This window comes from Nocardia sp. PLKS1-43 (assembly GCF_059510335.1).
In genome coordinates, this window is the sequence record NZ_JCAJZQ010000002.1 from 426218 (window position 1) to 443784 (window position 17567).

At 69.8% G+C, this 17567-nt stretch carries 18 protein-coding genes; 6 read left to right on the forward strand and 12 right to left on the reverse strand.

All coding sequences use genetic code 11. The annotated features are described in order from the left end of the window. Positions 1-4: 4 nt before the first annotated feature. From AC5WS7_RS09835 to AC5WS7_RS09850, 4 genes are all read right to left on the reverse strand, one after another. Positions 5-637, reverse strand: coding sequence for an urease accessory protein UreF (locus tag AC5WS7_RS09835; protein WP_495954105.1), 633 nt, complete (start codon positions 635-637; stop codon positions 5-7). A 483-nt stretch (positions 638-1120) separates the two neighbouring features. Further along, positions 1121-2062, reverse strand: coding sequence for an extracellular catalytic domain type 1 short-chain-length polyhydroxyalkanoate depolymerase (locus AC5WS7_RS09840; protein ID WP_495954106.1), 942 nt, complete (start codon positions 2060-2062; stop codon positions 1121-1123). A gap of 121 nt (positions 2063-2183) precedes the next feature. Next, positions 2184-3050, reverse strand: a complete 867-nt coding sequence (locus AC5WS7_RS09845) for an SDR family NAD(P)-dependent oxidoreductase (RefSeq protein ID WP_495954107.1) — start codon at positions 3048-3050, stop codon at positions 2184-2186. Positions 3051-3132: 82 nt separating this feature from the next. Further along, entirely contained in the window at positions 3133-4638 is a 1506-nt protein-coding gene (locus tag AC5WS7_RS09850; protein ID WP_495954108.1) for an MFS transporter, read from the reverse strand. A gap of 89 nt (positions 4639-4727) precedes the next feature. Here AC5WS7_RS09850 and AC5WS7_RS09855 point away from each other — a divergent pair, with 89 nt between their 5' ends. Next, a complete protein-coding gene (locus tag AC5WS7_RS09855; protein ID WP_495954109.1) occupies positions 4728-5441 on the forward strand; it encodes a TetR/AcrR family transcriptional regulator in 714 nt (237 codons plus the stop codon). 4 nt (positions 5442-5445) lie between these two features. Here AC5WS7_RS09855 and AC5WS7_RS09860 read toward each other — a convergent pair whose 3' ends face one another. The 8 genes from AC5WS7_RS09860 to AC5WS7_RS09895 form a co-directional block, all read right to left on the reverse strand. Continuing rightward, entirely contained in the window at positions 5446-6108 is a 663-nt protein-coding gene (locus tag AC5WS7_RS09860) for an O-methyltransferase (protein ID WP_495954110.1), read from the reverse strand. Between the two features lie 58 nt (positions 6109-6166). Continuing rightward, on the reverse strand, positions 6167-7270 hold the full coding sequence (locus tag AC5WS7_RS09865; protein ID WP_495954111.1) for a serine/threonine protein kinase: 1104 nt from the start codon (positions 7268-7270) through the stop codon (positions 6167-6169). Beyond that, entirely contained in the window at positions 7228-7734 is a 507-nt protein-coding gene (locus tag AC5WS7_RS09870) for a serine/threonine-protein kinase (protein ID WP_495954112.1), read from the reverse strand. Before AC5WS7_RS09870 ends, AC5WS7_RS09865 begins: the two co-directional genes overlap by 43 nt. Before the next feature lie 116 nt (positions 7735-7850). Further along, positions 7851-9572, reverse strand: coding sequence for an urease subunit alpha (locus AC5WS7_RS09875; protein WP_495954113.1), 1722 nt, complete (start codon positions 9570-9572; stop codon positions 7851-7853). After that, positions 9572-9883, reverse strand: a complete 312-nt coding sequence (locus AC5WS7_RS09880) for an urease subunit beta (protein WP_495954518.1) — start codon at positions 9881-9883, stop codon at positions 9572-9574. The genes AC5WS7_RS09875 and AC5WS7_RS09880 overlap by 1 nt, the downstream gene beginning before the upstream one ends. Positions 9884-9925: 42 nt before the next feature. After that, complete coding sequence (locus AC5WS7_RS09885) at positions 9926-10228, reverse strand: urease subunit gamma (protein WP_495954114.1); 303 nt, start codon at positions 10226-10228, stop codon at positions 9926-9928. Between the two features lie 78 nt (positions 10229-10306). Next, on the reverse strand, positions 10307-10696 hold the full coding sequence (locus tag AC5WS7_RS09890) for a PaaI family thioesterase (protein ID WP_067894800.1): 390 nt from the start codon (positions 10694-10696) through the stop codon (positions 10307-10309). Positions 10697-10951: 255 nt separating this feature from the next. Continuing rightward, the gene (locus AC5WS7_RS09895; protein ID WP_495954115.1) at positions 10952-11659 is read right to left on the reverse strand and encodes a hypothetical protein; all 708 of its coding nucleotides are present in this window, start codon (positions 11657-11659) and stop codon (positions 10952-10954) included. A gap of 196 nt (positions 11660-11855) precedes the next feature. Here AC5WS7_RS09895 and AC5WS7_RS09900 point away from each other — a divergent pair, with 196 nt between their 5' ends. The 5 genes from AC5WS7_RS09900 to AC5WS7_RS09920 all read left to right on the forward strand — a co-directional run bounded on the left by AC5WS7_RS09900 (position 11856) and on the right by AC5WS7_RS09920 (position 17341). Then, the gene (locus AC5WS7_RS09900; protein ID WP_495954116.1) at positions 11856-12293 is read left to right on the forward strand and encodes a BlaI/MecI/CopY family transcriptional regulator; all 438 of its coding nucleotides are present in this window, start codon (positions 11856-11858) and stop codon (positions 12291-12293) included. A gap of 62 nt (positions 12294-12355) precedes the next feature. After that, entirely contained in the window at positions 12356-13300 is a 945-nt protein-coding gene (locus tag AC5WS7_RS09905; protein ID WP_495954117.1) for a M56 family metallopeptidase, read from the forward strand. Beyond that, positions 13293-14702 (forward strand): DEAD/DEAH box helicase, encoded by a 1410-nt coding sequence (locus AC5WS7_RS09910; protein ID WP_495954118.1) that lies wholly within the window; start codon positions 13293-13295, stop codon positions 14700-14702. Before AC5WS7_RS09905 ends, AC5WS7_RS09910 begins: the two co-directional genes overlap by 8 nt. A gap of 609 nt (positions 14703-15311) precedes the next feature. Beyond that, complete coding sequence (locus AC5WS7_RS09915; protein ID WP_495954119.1) at positions 15312-15812, forward strand: DnaJ family domain-containing protein; 501 nt, start codon at positions 15312-15314, stop codon at positions 15810-15812. Positions 15813-15904: 92 nt separating this feature from the next. Next, positions 15905-17341 (forward strand): GuaB1 family IMP dehydrogenase-related protein, encoded by a 1437-nt coding sequence (locus AC5WS7_RS09920; protein ID WP_495954120.1) that lies wholly within the window; start codon positions 15905-15907, stop codon positions 17339-17341. Positions 17342-17567: the final 226 nt, after the last annotated feature.

Consider the following 17567-nt stretch of genomic DNA (forward strand, 5'->3'; position numbering starts at 1 on the left):
CCTATCACGAGGCGAACAGGGGCATCGGACGTTCCGGGTGGCGCTGTGCGAGCACATCCTGCAGTGGGTCGGACAGCGCGGCCGGACCGCGCGCCGCCTCCGCCGCGGTCCGATCACAGAGTTCGGCGAGCCGGATCGTGCTTACGGCCACCGCGGCCGGATCCAGTGCGAGCAGTCGCTGCGCGGCCGTCGCGGCACCGGTCATGGTCGTGTAGACAACCACCCCGGCGACCTCCAGCGGACTCACCGTCGCCGCGATGCCGACCACCCCGAATACCGTCGACAGATGCGGCCGCACTCCCAATGCGCGCCAATCCTGTTGCGGCCAAATCTGTTTCGCAAGACGAAGCATTCCGCGCCCCTGAGCCCGCGAGGCCGCCCGAGCAGCCGGCGCGGGAGTGCGCGCATCGGCCTCGGCCTCGGCGCGCCGCACATCCCACTCGCCCGCGCACACCGTCGCCGCCAGCGATGCGGCCACCAACCCCGACGTGCGGATACGCCGCCGCAGATACAGCTCCAGCGTCCCGACATCGCGCACCAGCCCGGAGGACACCGCCTCCTCCACCCCGCCGGAATGCACATGTCCGCCCACCGGCAGCCGTGAGTCGGCCAGCGTCAACAGCATCGCCAGACTCATCGGCACGGACCCGGGTCGAACATCACCCGATCCTATGCTCCGGGCACCGATATCCGCCTGCCCGGCCGAATGACCCTGCCCACGCTGGGCCGGGGGTGTGCGCCGGACCTCTCGCTCCGCACATCACCCCGGCGGCCTCCGAACGCATCCAGTGCACCGGGCCGAGTACGAGGTTGCACCGGTCACCGATGTGCGGATCGGCGGCGGTTCGCCAGTCGCGGGCAACCGACGGCATCGGCCGAGACAGTCGATCGCCGGTGCGGCTTTCGCGACGGTATCGACCGACGCGGACGGACCCGGCGGCATCGGCGAGGCGCTCCGGCAGCGCGCCGAGACGACTACCCGGCTGCTTCGTCCGCCGATGCGCACTGTCGTTCTCCCGCCGATACGGCCGCGCGCCCGGAATCCGGGTCCGAACGACCCGGACCGGTGCGCGGTGCGGTGCGCACCTGCTCCAGTACTGCTCCGCCGGCCGGCAACGCGCTACTTCGGGTGCGCGGCGAAGAATTGCCAGATGACAGCGGTGGCGTCCAGAGCCGTGGACGGCGGGTCGAGACGGAGCAGGTTCTCGGCCGGGGTGTTGGGCCGCCCGCCCGGCCACTGGTGTCCGGCCCCATCGATGGTGATCAGCTCGACCGTCTTCCCGCCGGGGCACGATGCGGTCGACGTGGTCACCGGCGCGTGGGTCGTGACCGTCGGCGCGGCGCATCCGTCGACGCGTCGCCACGTCTCGACGACCGTCTGCACGGCTGGGCCATCGATACGTGCGGGCCCCTGCCCGGTGCCGCCCGCGTACGGGATGTTGTGGTCGGCCGTGCCGTGCACGTGCAGGACCGACAGCGGCCGCGGGTGGTCGCAGGGGCCGAGCACGGTGGCCGAATCCGGGCCGATGGCGGCGAACACGTCGCTGCGGCATGCCAAGGTATAGGCCATGATTCCGCCGTTACTGATACCGGTCGCATAGACCCGCGCGGTATCGATCACGGCGCTGTTCTCGATCTGCCGAACCATCGCGGTGAGGAAGCCTACATCGTCCACGCCGTCGCGAGCGGGGATGCCGCAACAGCCGCCGCCAGTGTTCCAGGCCCGGTCGAGTCCGTCCGGATAGGCGACGACAAACCGGGCCGAATCGGCTTGCCGATCCCAGCCGTAGGACGCCTCGGCCTGGCTACCGGTCCCGAATCCGCCGTGCAGCATCACCACCAGCGGCGCGGGGCCGGACACCGTCGCCGGACGGTAGAGGTGGTAGGTGCGGACCCGCCCGCTCACTGTGATGGTGTGCGTCGAGGAGCCCGCCGGAACCACGGTCTCCGTCGACGCGGCAGGCCTCCAGCCCTGCCCCGGCTCGACGGCACACCCGGCGACGGTGATCAGCGAAGCGACGGCGGCCACCGCGGCCGCACGGACTACCCACGGAACCGGCATGCCATCAACAAACAGTGTCCCCGGCGAAAAAACAACCACCCGACGACAGGCTTCAGGGAATCCTCAGTCGGCCGCTGCAGTATGCGCGGGGTCAGCGCACTCATGCTGTGCGCCAACGTCTTCAGTGCCGGAAAGTGCGGGACATCAGACGCTGGGCCGGGCCGCGAGTCAGATCGGTCCAGGCCTGCAGCGGCCCGGACCACCAGGGCGAGATCTCGACGGGTTTGGCGACGACGGCGTGGCAGACCACATCGGCGGCCTCCTCGGCGGTCAGACCGGGCATACTGCCGAAATCGGTGGGCGCGCTCATCCTGGTGTGCACGAGCGGCATGTACACCGAGGTCGTGGTGACGTTGTCGGCGGCGATCTCGGTGGCCACCGTGCGCAGCCACATGTCGAAGGCCGCCTTGGAGGCGCCGTACGCCGACCACCGCGGGGCCGGAGGCATCCGCAGCCCCCAGGTGGAGATGTTGACGATATGGCCCGAGCGGCGCTCGCGCATGCTCGGCAGCAGGGCGAGCAGCAGCCGGACCGGGCCCAGATAGTTGATATCGATGGTCCGGGTGAAATCGTGGAATCGGTCGTAGGACTGATCGATCGCGCGGCGGATCGACCGGCCCGCATTGTTGATCACCACATCCACGTGCCCGTATCGGTCGAGCAGTTCGCGGCCGAGCCGGTCGGTGGCGTCCATATCGGACAGATCGACGCGGTGGATGTGCGCGATGCCGCCGCTCGCGGCGATCTGCGCGGCCACCGCCTCCAGCTCGTCGGGCGAGCGCGCCGCGAGCAGTACCGTCGCACCCGCGGCCGCGAGCTTGCGCGCGGCCTGTTTGCCGATGCCGTGCGAGGCACCGGTCACCAACACGATCCGGCCGGACACCGCCGCGCGCAGCGCACCGTCGCGCGGGCGCGCGGTCGGATACAGCAGACGCGTCGCCAGCCGTTCGGCGAGCGGGCGACCGTTCGCGGACGAGGTGTCGTTCACGCCTCGACTCTAAATCGCGGTTTCGATCTTCGCGGTCGAAACGGCCCCGCCGCGAACCGCCCGCAACCGCCGGCTCGCGTGATCACTCCGCCGCGGCCGCCACTACGGCCGACCGCGGATCCGCACGCGCCGCACGTCCGCGCCCGGCGAGCAGCGCGACCACCGCCATCACCGCCAGCAGCCCGGCGGCGACCGTGGTGGCCACGTGCATACCGTCCACGAACGAACCGCGCGCGGCCCGCACGAGCCCGGTATCGGAACCGGCCAGCGCGACGGTCTCCCCGAGCGTCGGCGCGTACTCCCCACCGGACCGGAACACCAGTGCCGCAAGCGATCCCAGTAGTGACAGCCCCAGGGCATTGCCCAATTCGAAACTCGTCTCGGAGATTCCGACCGCGGAGCCGGCCCGTTCGGGCGGCACCGAGGACACCGATACCTCCGACACCAGGGTGAACATCGTGCCGTAGCCCAGTCCCGCCACCGTGGAACCCGTTATGTACCAACCGATTCCGCCGTCGACGCCCAGCCCGGACAGCATCAGGTTGCCCACCGCCGCCAGGCCCAGAGCGCAGGCGAAGGCCGTGCGCGTCCCCAGGCGCCGGGCCACCCGCGCACCACCCATCGAACAGACGAACACCACCGCGGCCGCCGGGATACCGACCACGGCGGCGGACAGCACGTCGCGCCCGGCGACCGATTGCAGATACGTACTGGTCAGATAGCTCATCGCGGCCAGCGACATCATTCCGGCCGTGGATGATCCGATCGCGATGGAGAACAGTCCACGCCGGAACAGGCTCAGATCCAGCAGCGGCTCGGTGAGATGACGCTGCCGTCGCACGAAGGCCACCAGCACGATCGCGCCCGCCAGGCCGATCAGCACCGTGATCGGGTCGACCCCTTCCGCCGCGGCCTGTTTGACCGCGTAGACAACCGGCAGAATGCCGCCGATCGACATACCCACACTGAGCAGATCCAGTGGCCCGCGACGTGGCGCCCGATGTTCGGGCAGTACGAACGGCCCCAGCGCCAGCAGCACCAGAATTACCGGGGTGTTGATCAAAAATACAGCGCCCCACCAGAATTGGCGCAACAGCATACCGCCGATCAGCGGCCCGACCGCCGACCCGCCGGCGAAGAAGGCCGTCCACACACCGATCGCGGCGGCCCGCCGGCGCGGATCCGGGAACAGACTCGAGATCAGCGCCAGACTCGACGGCAACAGCGTCGCCCCGCCGACGCCCATCAACGCACGCGCCGCGATCAGCACACTCGCACTCGGCGCGAATGCCGCGAGCACCGAGGCGATTCCGAACACGCACGCCCCGGCCAGCAGGATGTTCCGCCGACCGATCCGATCGCCCAGATTGCCCATGGTGATGAGCAGTCCGGCGATCAGGAATCCATAGATGTCCAGGATCCACAGCTGCTGGGTGGCATCCGGAGCCAGGTGCGCGGTCACCGTCGGCATGGCCAGGTACAGCACCGACATATCCATCGACACCAGCAGTACCGGCAGAATCAGAACGGCCAATCCCAGCCACGCGCGCCGCGCCGTCGCGGGCACACCGGTGTCCGTCTCGCTCATCACCTATCCTTCGAATCGCGCGTACGACGTACGCGATAGTCTGGGTACAGCGTACGCACCCGGCTGGGTAAACGAAAGCGAGTAACGCAGTGAACACAGCACCGCGCGGCGATTCCGTGGCGGGCGGCGGCCGGGAGACGGGCGGCCACGAGCCGAAACTCACCCGCGCGAGCATCGTCGACACGGCGATCACGCTGGCCGACGAGGCCGGGGTGGACGCGTTATCGATGCGGCGCATCGCCGATCGGATGGGCGTGGGCGCGATGTCGCTGTACCGGCACGTCCCGAACAAGGACGCCCTGCTGGCCGAGATGACCGACGAGGTGGCCCGCCGCAATCCCTATCCCGCGCCGGAACCGGGCTGGACCTGGCGCGACCGCGTGCGCATCGCCGCTGATATCGATTGGCGGCTCTATCAGCAACATCCCTGGGTGCTGTTCACCTTCGCGGTGCCGCGCTACAACTTCGGCCCGCACAGCCTGGTCTGCCTAGCCTGGCTGGTGGAGGGGTTCACGGAACTGACCGACGATCCGCACGAGGCCACGCGGATGTCCCTGGCGGTGTGGAGTTACATCTCCGGCATCGCGCTGCAGCAGGTCAGCGCGGCGATGCTGGCCAAGCGCGAGAGCGAACACGAGGACACCTCGGCACTCGACGCGCTCCTGGAAGGCGCGCCGCGCTGGCCGACCCCGCCCGGCCTGGCCGCGCTCGAAGGGACCGGCCGCGGCGATCTCCTGGACCCGGTGCAGCTCTTGCGCACCGGCCTGACCGCACTCTGCGACGGATTCGCCGCCGACCGGTGACCGGCTACTGCACGACCACCGCGTAGGCGAATCCGTCCCAGCCCTTACTGCCGACGGTCTGCAGGACCGACGCCTCGAGCCGCGGTTCGGCGCCGAGCAGCTCGATCACCTCGCGACTGGCGCGCACCGCCGCGTCGGTCGAATCCGGGTCGGCGATACCGCCGTTGCGCACGACGTTGTCGACGATGATCACCGAGCCGGGGCGCGTGAGGCGCAGCGCCCACCGCACGTAATGGGAGTTGTTGACCTTGTCGGCGTCGATGAACACCAGATCGAACGGCGCGGGATTCTCCTGCTCGAGCACCGGCAGGCTGTCCAGGGCCGCGCCGACCCGGATCTCGACCCGCTTGCCCACTCCGGCCCGGTCCAGATTCTCGCGGGCGACCTCGGCATGACGCGGCTCGAACTCCAGGCTCAGCACCTGCCCGTCCTCGCCGACGGCCCGCGCGAGCCAGATCGTGCTGTATCCGCCGAGCGTGCCGATCTCGAGCACCCGCCGGGCCCGGATCGACCGCGCGATCAGATGCAGGAACTTCCCCTGCGTCGGCGATACGTCGATCGGCGGCAGTCCGGCGGCCGAATTCGCCTGCAGCACACCGTCATCCCCGTGCCCGACCAGGGTCGGTACCAGAAAGCGATCCACGTCGTCCCATGCGGCATTCGTCATGATCGCAGTCTGCCACTTTCCCGCCCCGGATCGGCGGCGCACGGTCGGCGCCGGCCACTCAGGGCGCGGGCAGCTCGTCGACCTCCGAGTCCACCCCGTCCCCGGTGATCGTCAACCGAGTGTAAACATTGGTGAACCGATTCACCTCGCTCAATTTCACGAATACCTTGCGCGGCAGATAGTTTCCCGCCGAACACGTGGGCTCGCAGCTGTTGATCCGGATGGTGCCGCTGCCCATGGCCATCGTGCCGGTCCAGTCGGTCCAGTCGATCTTCTCGATCGCCACATCGGCATTCGAATCACAGTGCATCGAACTGAGTGTCACCGGGCGGATCTCGCCGGGACCGCCGCAGCGGCCCACCACTCGCGGCGGCTCGATATCCTGGGCGGGCAGCGCCGCACGGCTCGACGGCGACGCCGGATCGCTCGATTCGCTACCGGCCGCCGCACGTCGCGTACCCGCACCGGACATCCACGCCCCGACACCCACCGCGACCACGCCGGCGATCACCGCCGCCACCAGACTCGCGGCGAACAACTGCCGCCAGCGCACGCCGCCGTTCTCTCCGGCGGCATGCTCCGCTCCCCCGGCCCGCGCCATCCCGCGCACGCTTCCGGCTTCCCCGAGATCGCCCGCCTCGCCGGGGGTTTGCGTCCCCGCGGAACTCTCCGGCCCACGGGAGCCGACCGTCACACCACCGGAATCCGGGGCGGCGCCAACGGTATCCGCGACCGCAGCCGCGGGCCGTGAACCCGGTCCCCGCGCGGGCCCGCGAGAGGGCGTCACGGCAGTCCATTCCGAGGGACCGTTCCACAACCCGGCCACCAATTCCCCGCAGTCGCCGGGCCGCTCACCGGGATCCTTGGCCAGAGCGGCCGTCACGGCGGCGTCGAGTTCGGGCGGTACATCCGGGCGCAGGGCACGCAGGCTCGGCGGCGGCGCGGATAGGTGGGCAGCGATCATCGACGCCTGATCCGAACGTACGAAAGGCGTCCTGCCGGTGAGCAATTCGAAGACCGTGCAGCCGAACGAATAGATGTCGGCCCGATGATCACCCCCGTCGGCCTCGAACAGCTCCGGTGCGGTGTATGCGAGACTGCCGCTGACCACACCCGCGGTCACGGTGTCGTCCACGGCCCGGGCGATGCCGAAGTCTGCCACCAGTGCCCCTCACCGCCCGTGTCATCCGCGTCGATCAGGATGTTCGCCGGTTTCACGTCGCGGTGCAGCACCTGGTGGCGATGGGCGAAGTCCAGACCGGCGGCGGCGTCCGCGATCAGCCGGACCGCCCGCCGCATCTCCAGCGGACCCGCCCGCCGGACAGCGGCGGCCGCGTCGCCACCATCGACATATCTCATCGACAGCCAAAGGATTTTCTCGCCGGGAGCACTGCGATCGAATACCGGGACGATGTTCGGGTGCTCGAGCCGTCCGGCGAGTTCGGCCTCCCGCTCGAACCGGGCCCGCACCCGCGCATCCCGGCCCCGCGCCTCGTCGAGCACTTTCAGTGCGACCAGGCGCGACAATCGTGGATGCGCGGCCAGATAGACCGCGCCCATTGCGCCCGCACCGACCAATCGCTCTATCCGGTACCCGCAAAATACGGTCCCGGGCGGTAAATCCATCCTTCCCCCGCTGTGTCGAGCCGTGTTGTGAATCCGAATCCACGGTACCGCGGCCGGGATCCGGCGACTCGGACTCGGAAACCATTGCGCCGCAGCGCAACGCGCTGACCGCGCGGTCAGAACAGGAAATACCGTTGCGCCATCGGCAGTTCGGCGGCAGGCTGTTCGGCCCAGACCTCGCCATCGACGCGCACGGTGAAGGTGTCCGGATCCACCTCGATGCGCGGCATGGCGTCGTTGTGCGGCAGATCCGCCTTGCCGCGCCGCCGCACGTTCGCCACCGGAACCAATCGGCGGTTCACCCGCAACCGGTCGGCCAGGCCCGCCTCGATCGCTTGTTCGGAGACGAAATGCAGTGCGGTGCCTGCGGTCACCGCCGGCGCCGCGCCGAACATGGGTCGCGGCAGCACCGGCTGCGGGGTCGGAATCGAGGCGTTCGCATCACCCATGGCCGCCCACGCGATAGCGCCGCCCTTGAGCACCGCGTGCGGGCGCACGCCGAAGAAGGCCGGATCCCACAGCACCAGATCGGCCAGTTTGCCCACCTCGACCGAACCGATCTCGTCGTCCAGACCATGCGTGATCGCCGGGCAGATGGTGTATTTCGCGATGTACCGGCGCACCCGGTTGTTGTCCGCGGCGCCGTCGCCGGGCAGCGCGCCGCGCCGCCGCTTCAGCATGTGCGCGGTCTGCCAGGTGCGCATGACGACCTCGCCGATGCGGCCCATGGCCTGCGAATCGCTGCCGATCATGGAGATCGCGCCCAGATCGTGCAGCAGATCCTCCGCGGCGATGGTGGACGGCCGGATCCGGCTCTCGGCGAAGGCCAGATCCTCCGGCACGGACGGGTTCAGATGATGGCACACCATGAGCATGTCCAGATGCTCGTCCAGGGTGTTGACCGTGTGCGGGCGGGTCGGGTTGGTCGAACTGGGCATCACGTTGGGATGTGCCGCGACGGTGATGATGTCGGGCGCGTGCCCGCCGCCCGCGCCCTCGGTGTGATACGAGTGGATGGCCCGGCCCGCGATGGCGGCCAGGGTGTCCTCGACGAATCCGGCCTCGTTCAGCGTGTCCGAGTGCAGGGCGACCTGAACGCCCGCCGCATCGGCCACGGTGAGGCAGGCGTCGATCGCCGCGGGCGTGGTCCCCCAGTCCTCGTGCAGCTTGAATCCGCCCGCGCCGCCGCGCAATTGCTCCCACATCGCCTCGTGCCGCACGGTATTGCCCTTGCCCAGCAGCAGGATGTTCACCGGCCATCCGTCGGTGGCCTCGAGCATGCGGCCCAGATGCCACGCCCCGGGGCTGACCGTGGTGGCCTTACTTCCCTCCGCCGGGCCCGTACCGCCGCCGATCATGGTGGTGATACCGCCGCCGAGCGCCTCCTCGAGCAGCTGCGGGCAGATGAAGTGCACGTGGCAGTCGATCGCGCCCGCGGTGAGGATGCGCCCGTTGCCCGCGATGATCTCCGTACCCGCGCCGACCACCAGGTCAGGGTGGACGCCGTCCATGGTGTCGGGATTGCCGGCCTTACCGATGCCGCAGATGCGCCCGTCGCGAATACCGATGTCCGCCTTGATGATTCCCCAGTGATCGACGATCACCGCACCGGTGATCACGGTGTCCGGCGTACCCTCGGCGCGGGTGGCGCGGGCCTGCCCCATGGATTCGCGCAGTACCTTGCCGCCGCCGAAGACGGCCTCGTCACCGGCGATTCCCGGTCCGCCGCAACGGTCCTCGGTGATCTCGATCAGCAGATCGGTGTCCGCCAGGCGAATCCGGTCACCGACGGTGGGCCCGAACAGCTCCGCGTAACGGGCACGGGACAATTCGGCCATCAGGCGTCCAGCTTTCCGGGTGCGTCGAGACCGATCCCGTGCACCTCGCGCGCACCGCCCAGCGGAACCAGCGAAACGCGCTGCCCCAGACCGGGTTCGAAACGCACCGCGGTGCCCGCGGGAATGTCCAGCCGACGGCCGTGCGCGGCCGCCCGATCGAACCGCAATGCCTGGTTGGCCTGCGGGAAGTGCACGTGCGAGCCCACCTGCACCGGCCGGTCCCCGGTGTTGACCACGTCGAGTTCGATCCGGTCGGCGCCGGCGTTGATCTCGACCGCCGCTGCGGCATACAGGAATTCGCCGGGCACCAAGCCCGTGCGCTCGCGGGCGGAATCGTCGTGACTCATGCGGGCTCAGCCGATCGGGTGGTGCACGGTGACGAGTTTGGTGCCGTCCGGAAAGGTCGCCTCGACCTGCACGTCGGCGATCATCTCGGGGATGCCCTCCATAACGTCCGCACGAGTCAGCACCGAGCGTCCCGAGGCCATCAGCTCGGCGACGGTGCGCCCGTCGCGCGCGCCCTCGAGCACGTGGTCGGTGATGATCGCGATCGCCTCGGGGTGATTGAGGCGCAGTCCGCGGGCCCGGCGACGGCGGGCCAGTTCGGCCGCATAGCTGAGCATCAGCCGTTCCTGCTCGTGCGGCGACAATCGCATGCGGACTCCTCGGCGGATCTGTCGGTGTCGGACATTCTGGCACGTCGGCCGCGCCACCGCGCGCCACGTCCGCACAGATCAGTCGGCGACGGGCAGATTCTGCAGCCGGACCTGCCCCCGCGCGACCACCCGCTCCTGCTCATCGGTGATCGCCACCTGCCACAGCTGTTGCAGACGGCCCCGGTGCACCGGCGTCGCGATGCCGCGCAGCACGCCCTCGCGCACCGCGCGCAGGAAATCGGTGTTGTTGTTCACCCCGACCACCGAGCCGCGGTCGCCGTACCAGACCCCGCCGCCCACGCTGGCGAGCGTCTCGATGACGGTGCAGTACACGCCGCCGTTGACGATGCCCGCGGGCTGATGCAGCTGCGGCGAGACGACCCACTCCCCGGCCACCCGGTCGGGCGAGACCTCGGTGTACTTCAATCCGATCAGGTCGGAGAAGCTTCCCTCGCTGAAACGGGTCATCTGCTCGGGAGTCAGATCCGCCAGCGAGCGGATCCCGGACCGATCGTTCTCTGTCATGCGAAAACAGTTGCATATCCCGGCAACCGCCCGGAGCGCGGGTCGCAGGACAGAGGGTCGGCGGGTATTCCCACGCCGGAGACGAGAGCGGCGGGTCCGGCACGATGGCCGGACCCGCAGCGGCAACAGATCGGGGAGTCGACCGCAGCCCTCGGGACTCTCGCTCGATCTTGACGCCGATTTCAGCATAGGGCAGGCTTACCTAACTAGGCAAGTCCGTCGCACCGGCAACCCGTGTTCCTGCATCGCGGCCAGCAGACCCTGACCGCGCTGCGCACCGACAGCCGAGGAGGTGCCCGCCAGATCCGGCACGTACGTCGCCGCACCGACCACACTCTCGGCCACCAGCGACCAGAACCGGCGCGGGGCCAGTCCCGCGCAACGCCACAGGGCGACCTGCACGAGCGTCAGCGCGGTCGAACAGCGATGCGCCAGCCACACCTGCAAGGCCCGTTCACACGGCAGCACCACCACACCCGGCTCCCCCGCCAGCCGATCGCCCTCGGCGACGCGAATCGTGGTGTCGGACAAGCCCGCCCAGTCGATTCCGCCATCGTTGTCCGAATGCACCCACAGATTCTCGAGACCGGGATCCCAGGCGCGCCCCTCGGCCACCAGCAGCGCGACCACGCGGCCGACAACAGCGTGGATCAGCGCCGTCGCCACCACCTCCGCGGCGATGTCGGCATTACTCATCTCGGCGGCGTGGCGGCGGTACATCAGGGCGATGCGCCCCTCGTCCAGCCCGTCCGACAGGCGCCACCAGCGGCGCCGGCCGTGATCGGCCATCGCGGCGACGGCGTAGACGCGCGGATACTCCGGTTGCAGCGCCCGCATCCGCTGACACGCGTGTCCGAATACCGGCTCGCAGTGGCGGGGCGGACAGGCGGTGATCGGCTCGAACATTCGAACCTCCTTCGGAAGACGGAGCGGACCGGAACAGTTCGTTAGGTTAGCCTTACCAGACTTGGTGGGCAATGGATGGAATCAACCAGGACTTATTCGACAAAGCGACCCACCTATGAAAAATCCCACACGGCTACCGGCTGGTTACGACGGCACGTAGTACGCATTCGCGTCGTTGGCTCCGTAAACTCGAGGGATGGCAGGTCTTGGTGAACTCGAGAAAGCGGTCATGGACCAGTTGTGGTCGGCCGATCAACCGCAGACGGTCCGGCAGGTCCACGAAGCCCTCGCAGCGCATCGCGAACTCGCGTACACCACCGTGATGACGGTTCTGCAGCGTCTGGCGAAGAAGGATCTCGTCGTCCAGCAGCGCGACGACCGTGCACACCGGTACGCGCCCGTGCACACCCGCGACGAGTTGGTCGCAAGCCTGATGGTCGACGCGCTCCAGCAGGCCGACGAGGTCGGCAGCCGTCGCGCGGCCCTGGTGCACTTCGTCGAACAGGTCGGTAACGACGGGGCTGCCGCCCTGCGCGAGGCACTCGCTAAGCTCGAAGCCACCGAGGCCGCGCGCACCAAGCCAGACACCACCCCCAACGTGTCGAACGACGAGGGAGTCGCCCCGCCGCAGTAGCGAACTGCGGCGTTCCCGCGCCGCGATCTCGGGCCCTGGCCCCACAACGCAGTGAGCTGAGCATGAACGCAACCGCGCCGGTATTCGCCGGTCTCGCTTTGCTTCTGGCGGGACCGGTCCCAGCCCTGCTCAGCCGAGCCTCGTGGCCGTACCGGACGCCACGGGCGGCCCTGGTGCTGTGGCAGGCCGTCGCCCTGGCCGCGGTGCTCAGTGCCTTCGGCTCCGGCCTGGCCATCGCCAGCCTGCTGCTGGTTCCGGGCCCGGACGGGCGGCCGACCACCTCGCCCACCCGGGAGATCCACGCACTCGGCCTGCCGCTGTGGTCGGCCTACGTGATCGTCCTCGCACTGACCCTGCTGGTCGGCGCACGCCTGATCTACATGGTGGTCCGGGTCGGCATCCACACCCGGCGCCGCCGGACCCGTCACCGCATCCTGGTCGATCTGCTCGATCAGGGCGGCGATCTGAGTGGCCATCGCGCCGCCGACATCCGCGTGCTGGCCGCGGCCGAGCCGATCGCCTACTGCCTGCCCGGGCTGCGCCGCCGCGTGGTGCTCAGTCAGGGCACCTTCACCAGCCTGAACGAATCGGAGCTGACCGCGATCGTCAGCCACGAACGGTCACATCTGCGTGCCAGGCACGATCTGGTACTCGAGGCGTTCACCGCCGCGCACGAGGCCTTCCCGCGATTCGTGCGCAGCAAATCCGCGCTCGACTCGGTGAAGCTGCTGATCGAACTGCTCGCCGACGATTCCGCGGTCAAGGTCACCGGCGCGACGCCGCTGGCCCGCGCGCTGGTGGCCTGTTCCAATTCGACCGCGCCCCAGGGCGCGATGGCCGTCGGCGGCCCGACCACCCTCATCCGCATCCAGCGCCTGGCCGGCCCGCTGGGCGATCTGCGTATCGCGATGGCGGCCTATCTCGCGGCCGCGGCCATCCTGGTGGTGCCGACCCTCGCCGTTGCCATTCCCTGGCTGGTCGAGCTGAAGCGCCTGTTCCGTGCCTGAGCCGGGCGCGGTTCGCGCGCCGCGGTTCGCCGATCTGGGCCTGCCGGTTCCGCTGGTGCAGGCGCTGCGCCGGGCCGGACTCGAGACCGCCTTCCCGATCCAGGCCGCGACCTTGCCCGACGTTCTCGCCGGACGCGACGTGCTGGGCCGGGCCGCGACGGGTTCCGGCAAGACCCTCGCCTTCGGCCTGCCCATGCTGGTGCGGCTCACCCGCGCGGCATCGGCACCCCGGCGGCCGCGCGGACTGGTCCTCGCACCGACGCGGGAACTCGCCCTGCAAATCGAGACGGCCCTGGACGAACCCGCCCTGGCCCTCGGGCTCCGGCTGGGCAGCGCGGTCGGCGGCGTCCCGATCGCCCGCCAGGTTCAGCGGCTCGAACGCGGCGTGGATCTGCTCATCGCCACTCCCGGCCGACTCGACGATCTGATCGCACAGGGCGCGGTCGGACTCGACGCGGTCCGGGTCGTCGCGGTGGACGAGGCCGATCACATGGCCCAGCTCGGATTTCTCGACCAGGTCACCGCCCTGTTGGATCGGCTGCCCGAGGACAGCCAGCACCTGCTGTTCTCGGCCACCCTCGACGACGCGGTGGACGTGCTGGTGCGGCGGTATCTGCGCGATCCGGTACCGTATTCGGCCGACGCACCGCCGAGCAGCGCACGTATCCCGAATACTGTTGTGCCGCAGGCGGTTACGCCGGATCAGCGGGCCGCCTCCGGGCCGCGCGGCGCCGCCTCGTCGGGCGAGATCGGATCGAGTCCGGCGATCACCCACCACCTGCTGCATCTGCGCAAGGCCGACAAACGCGCGGTGGTCACCGAGATCGCCGCCCGCGAGGGTCGCACGCTGCTGTTCGTACGCACCCAGTACGGCGCGGACAAACTGGCCCGCCGGCTGCGTGAATCCGGTATCGCGGCGGCGGTGCTGCACGGCGGCAAGGCTCAGAATCAGCGCACCCGCACCCTGGCCGCATTCGCCGACGGCTCGGCGCCCGTTCTGGTCGCCACCGACGTCGCCGCCCGGGGCATCCACGTCGACGACATATCCCTGGTCGTGCACGTCGACCCGCCCGCCGATCCCAAGGACTACCTGCACCGCGCGGGCCGCACCGCCCGCGCGGGCGCCACCGGCACGGTGGTCACCCTGGTCACGGCGGACGAGCGCGAGACGGCCGAACAACTGCTGCGGGACGCGGGAATCCGCCCCGCCCACACCGAGATCCGCCCCGGCGACCGTCCCCTGGCCGACCTCACCGGAGCCCGCCGCCCGTCCGGCACCCCGGTCCCCGACCCGACCGCACCCGCTCCCCCGCAGACTCCTCGGACCACCCCCGGTGATCACCATCGCCGCCCCCGCCCCGGCCGCTCGTATTCCACCCGGCGCAACCGCCGTACCCGCTGACTCGCTGGAGCGACGGCGGCCGCACACCGCGAACAGCCGCATCGTCGAGCGGCATTGCTCCGACAGCGTCCGTGCGATCCGGCGAGCGGAACCACCTTCCGCTGACCGGCACACCTTCGGCTTACTGATAAACAAGGCGGACAAGCGATTTCGGATTGCGGCAGTTGGTGCTTATCGCGGTGAATGTCACCACCGCGGACCACAAGGCTCCCGAACCGGGGACAGTGCGGGCACACGCTTCGTTACCGAGTTCGGCGCGATCCCCGCCTCCTATGCGGCGATGAACGCGGATCCATCGTCGCGGAGCTGCACCCGGAACGAGGCTGCGGCGGGACCTGCACTGTGCGGATGACGAACGGACACGCCGCACCCAGCGAACCGCGGAACGATCGCTGATTCGGCCACGCTCGGGCGCACTGCCCGGCAAGCGCCTTGCGAGCCGCTACTCGCCAGGGTCGCCCTGAACACCGAGGTTCCAGGGCATGCGATGGACATGCGCAACCGTTTCGGCGGGATCATCGGCGATTCCATGCACACTGCCGAATATTCCGGCAATTCGGACAGTCGGATCGATTAGGCTGACATCAGTCGATCACGGGAGGGGTCACGATGACCGAACGCAAACCCGCCGGTATGACCCAGGAGTCGTGGCTGGACAAGCAGATTCGTGAGGCGGCCGAGCGCGGCGAATTCGATGATCTGCCCGGTGCGGGCAAGCCGCTGCCCGATGCCGGGCAGAGTTACGACGAGAACTGGTGGCTGAAGGACTATCTGCGACGCGAGGGTGTGAGCGGCGACGGCATGTTGCCACCGTCCCTGCTGCTGCGGCGCGATGTGGAACGGCTGCCGGACGAGGTGCGGGGGATGAATTCCGAGCAGCGGGTCCGGGAGCACGTCGGCGAGCTCAACGCCCGGATCGTCGCCTGGTTGCGGATGCCGCACGGCCCGCACGTCAACGTCCGGCCCGTCCGCGCCGACGAGGTGGTCGCGCAGTGGCGCGCCCAGCGGCAACCCGCCGCACGGCCACAGCGCCCGGCGACCGCCGAGCACACGCCCGCCGCGCCGGCCGCGCCACGGTGGTGGCGCACCCTGTTCCGCCGGAACCGCTGACCGCCGCTGGCACCCTCGATCGGCCGGTGACCGGCCCACGACGTCGGCCGAGCTCGTCCGCGCAACCCGCTGGTTCCCCTACAATTGCCGGAGTGCAGTTTCTACCGGGCCATCAGCCGCCCTACGACCTGACCTACGACGACATCTTCCTCGTCCCGAATCGGACGGAAGTCACGTCCCGATTCGACGTCGACCTGTCGACCAGCGACGGGACGGGCACGACGATCCCGATCGTGGTGGCCAATATGACCGCGGTCGCGGGCCGCCGGATGGCCGAGACGGTCGCCCGCCGCGGCGGCATCGTGGTACTGCCGCAGGATCTTCCGCTCGGCGCGGCCGCCGACACGATCTCCTTCGTGAAGACCCGCTCCCTGGTCGCGGACACCCCGGTGGTGCTGGGCCCGGACCATTCGGTCTCCGAGGCGCTCGCGCTGATTCACAAGCGCGCGCACGGCGCGGTGGTGGTCGTGGAGAACGACCGGCCGATCGGCGTGGTCACCGAGGCAGCCTGCGCCGACGTGGATCGCTTCGCGCGCCTGGGCAGCGTCGCCGAGACCGGATTCGTCACCGCCGCCGCCGACGCCTCACCGCGTGAGATCTTCGAGATCCTCGAAGCCCAGCACGCGCACCTCGCGGTTCTGCTGGCCGCGGACGGCACGCTCGCCGGCGTGCTCACCCGCACCGGCGCGGTGCGCACCGGCATCTACGACCCCGCGGTCGACGCCTCCGGCAAACTGCGCATCGCGGCGGCGGTCGGCATCAACGGCGACGTGCCGGCGAAGGCGAAGGCACTGGTCGACGCGGGCGCCGACGTCCTGGTCATGGACACCGCGCACGGCCACCAGATCAAGATGCTCGAGGCGCTGCGTTCGGTGGCCGATCTGCGGCTGGGCGTTCCGCTGGTGGCGGGCAATGTGGTCTCCGCCGAAGGCACCCGCGATCTGGCCGCGGCCGGCGCGGACATCATCAAGGTCGGTGTCGGGCCCGGCGCGATGTGCACCACCCGGATGATGACCGGCGTGGGCCGTCCGCAGTTCTCCGCCGTGGCCGAATGCTCTTCGGCGGCAAAGGATCTGGGCGTGCACATCTGGGCCGACGGCGGCGTGCGGCATCCGCGCGACGTCGCCCTGGCAATCGCCGCGGGCGCGTCGAACGTGATGATCGGCTCGTGGTTCGCCGGCACCTACGAATCCCCCGGCGACCTGCGGGTCGACCGCGACGGCAACGCCTACAAGGAGAGTTTCGGCATGGCGTCCAAGCGTGCGGTCGCCGCCCGCACCGCCACCGACAACGCCTTCGACCGGGCCCGCAAGGCGCTGTTCGAGGAGGGCATCTCCTCCTCGCGGATGCGCCTGGATCCCGAGCGGCCGGGTGTGGAGGACCTCCTCGACCACATCTGCTCGGGCGTGCGCAGCGCCTGCACCTACGCCGGGGCCCGCACGCTGGACGAACTGCACGACAAGGCGGTGCTCGGCGTGCAGTCCGCGGCCGGGTTCGCCGAGGGTCGTCCGCTCCCGTCCGGGTGGTGAGAGTCCCGCTCGGCCGCTGCCCGGGTCGCCGCCGCACGCCGCGGTGGCGACTCGGGCAGCGGCTCCCGGTAACATGAAGGTTGCCGGTCCGGGCACGAGGAAGGCCCGCGACGGCGTCCGTATCGAAGAACAGCTTCCGCTTGCGAAAGGAACCAGTTGTCACCCGCGTCCGAGGGCGCCACTCAGGAGGGCTCCTCTACCGAGCCGGGTGACATACCCGGCGCCC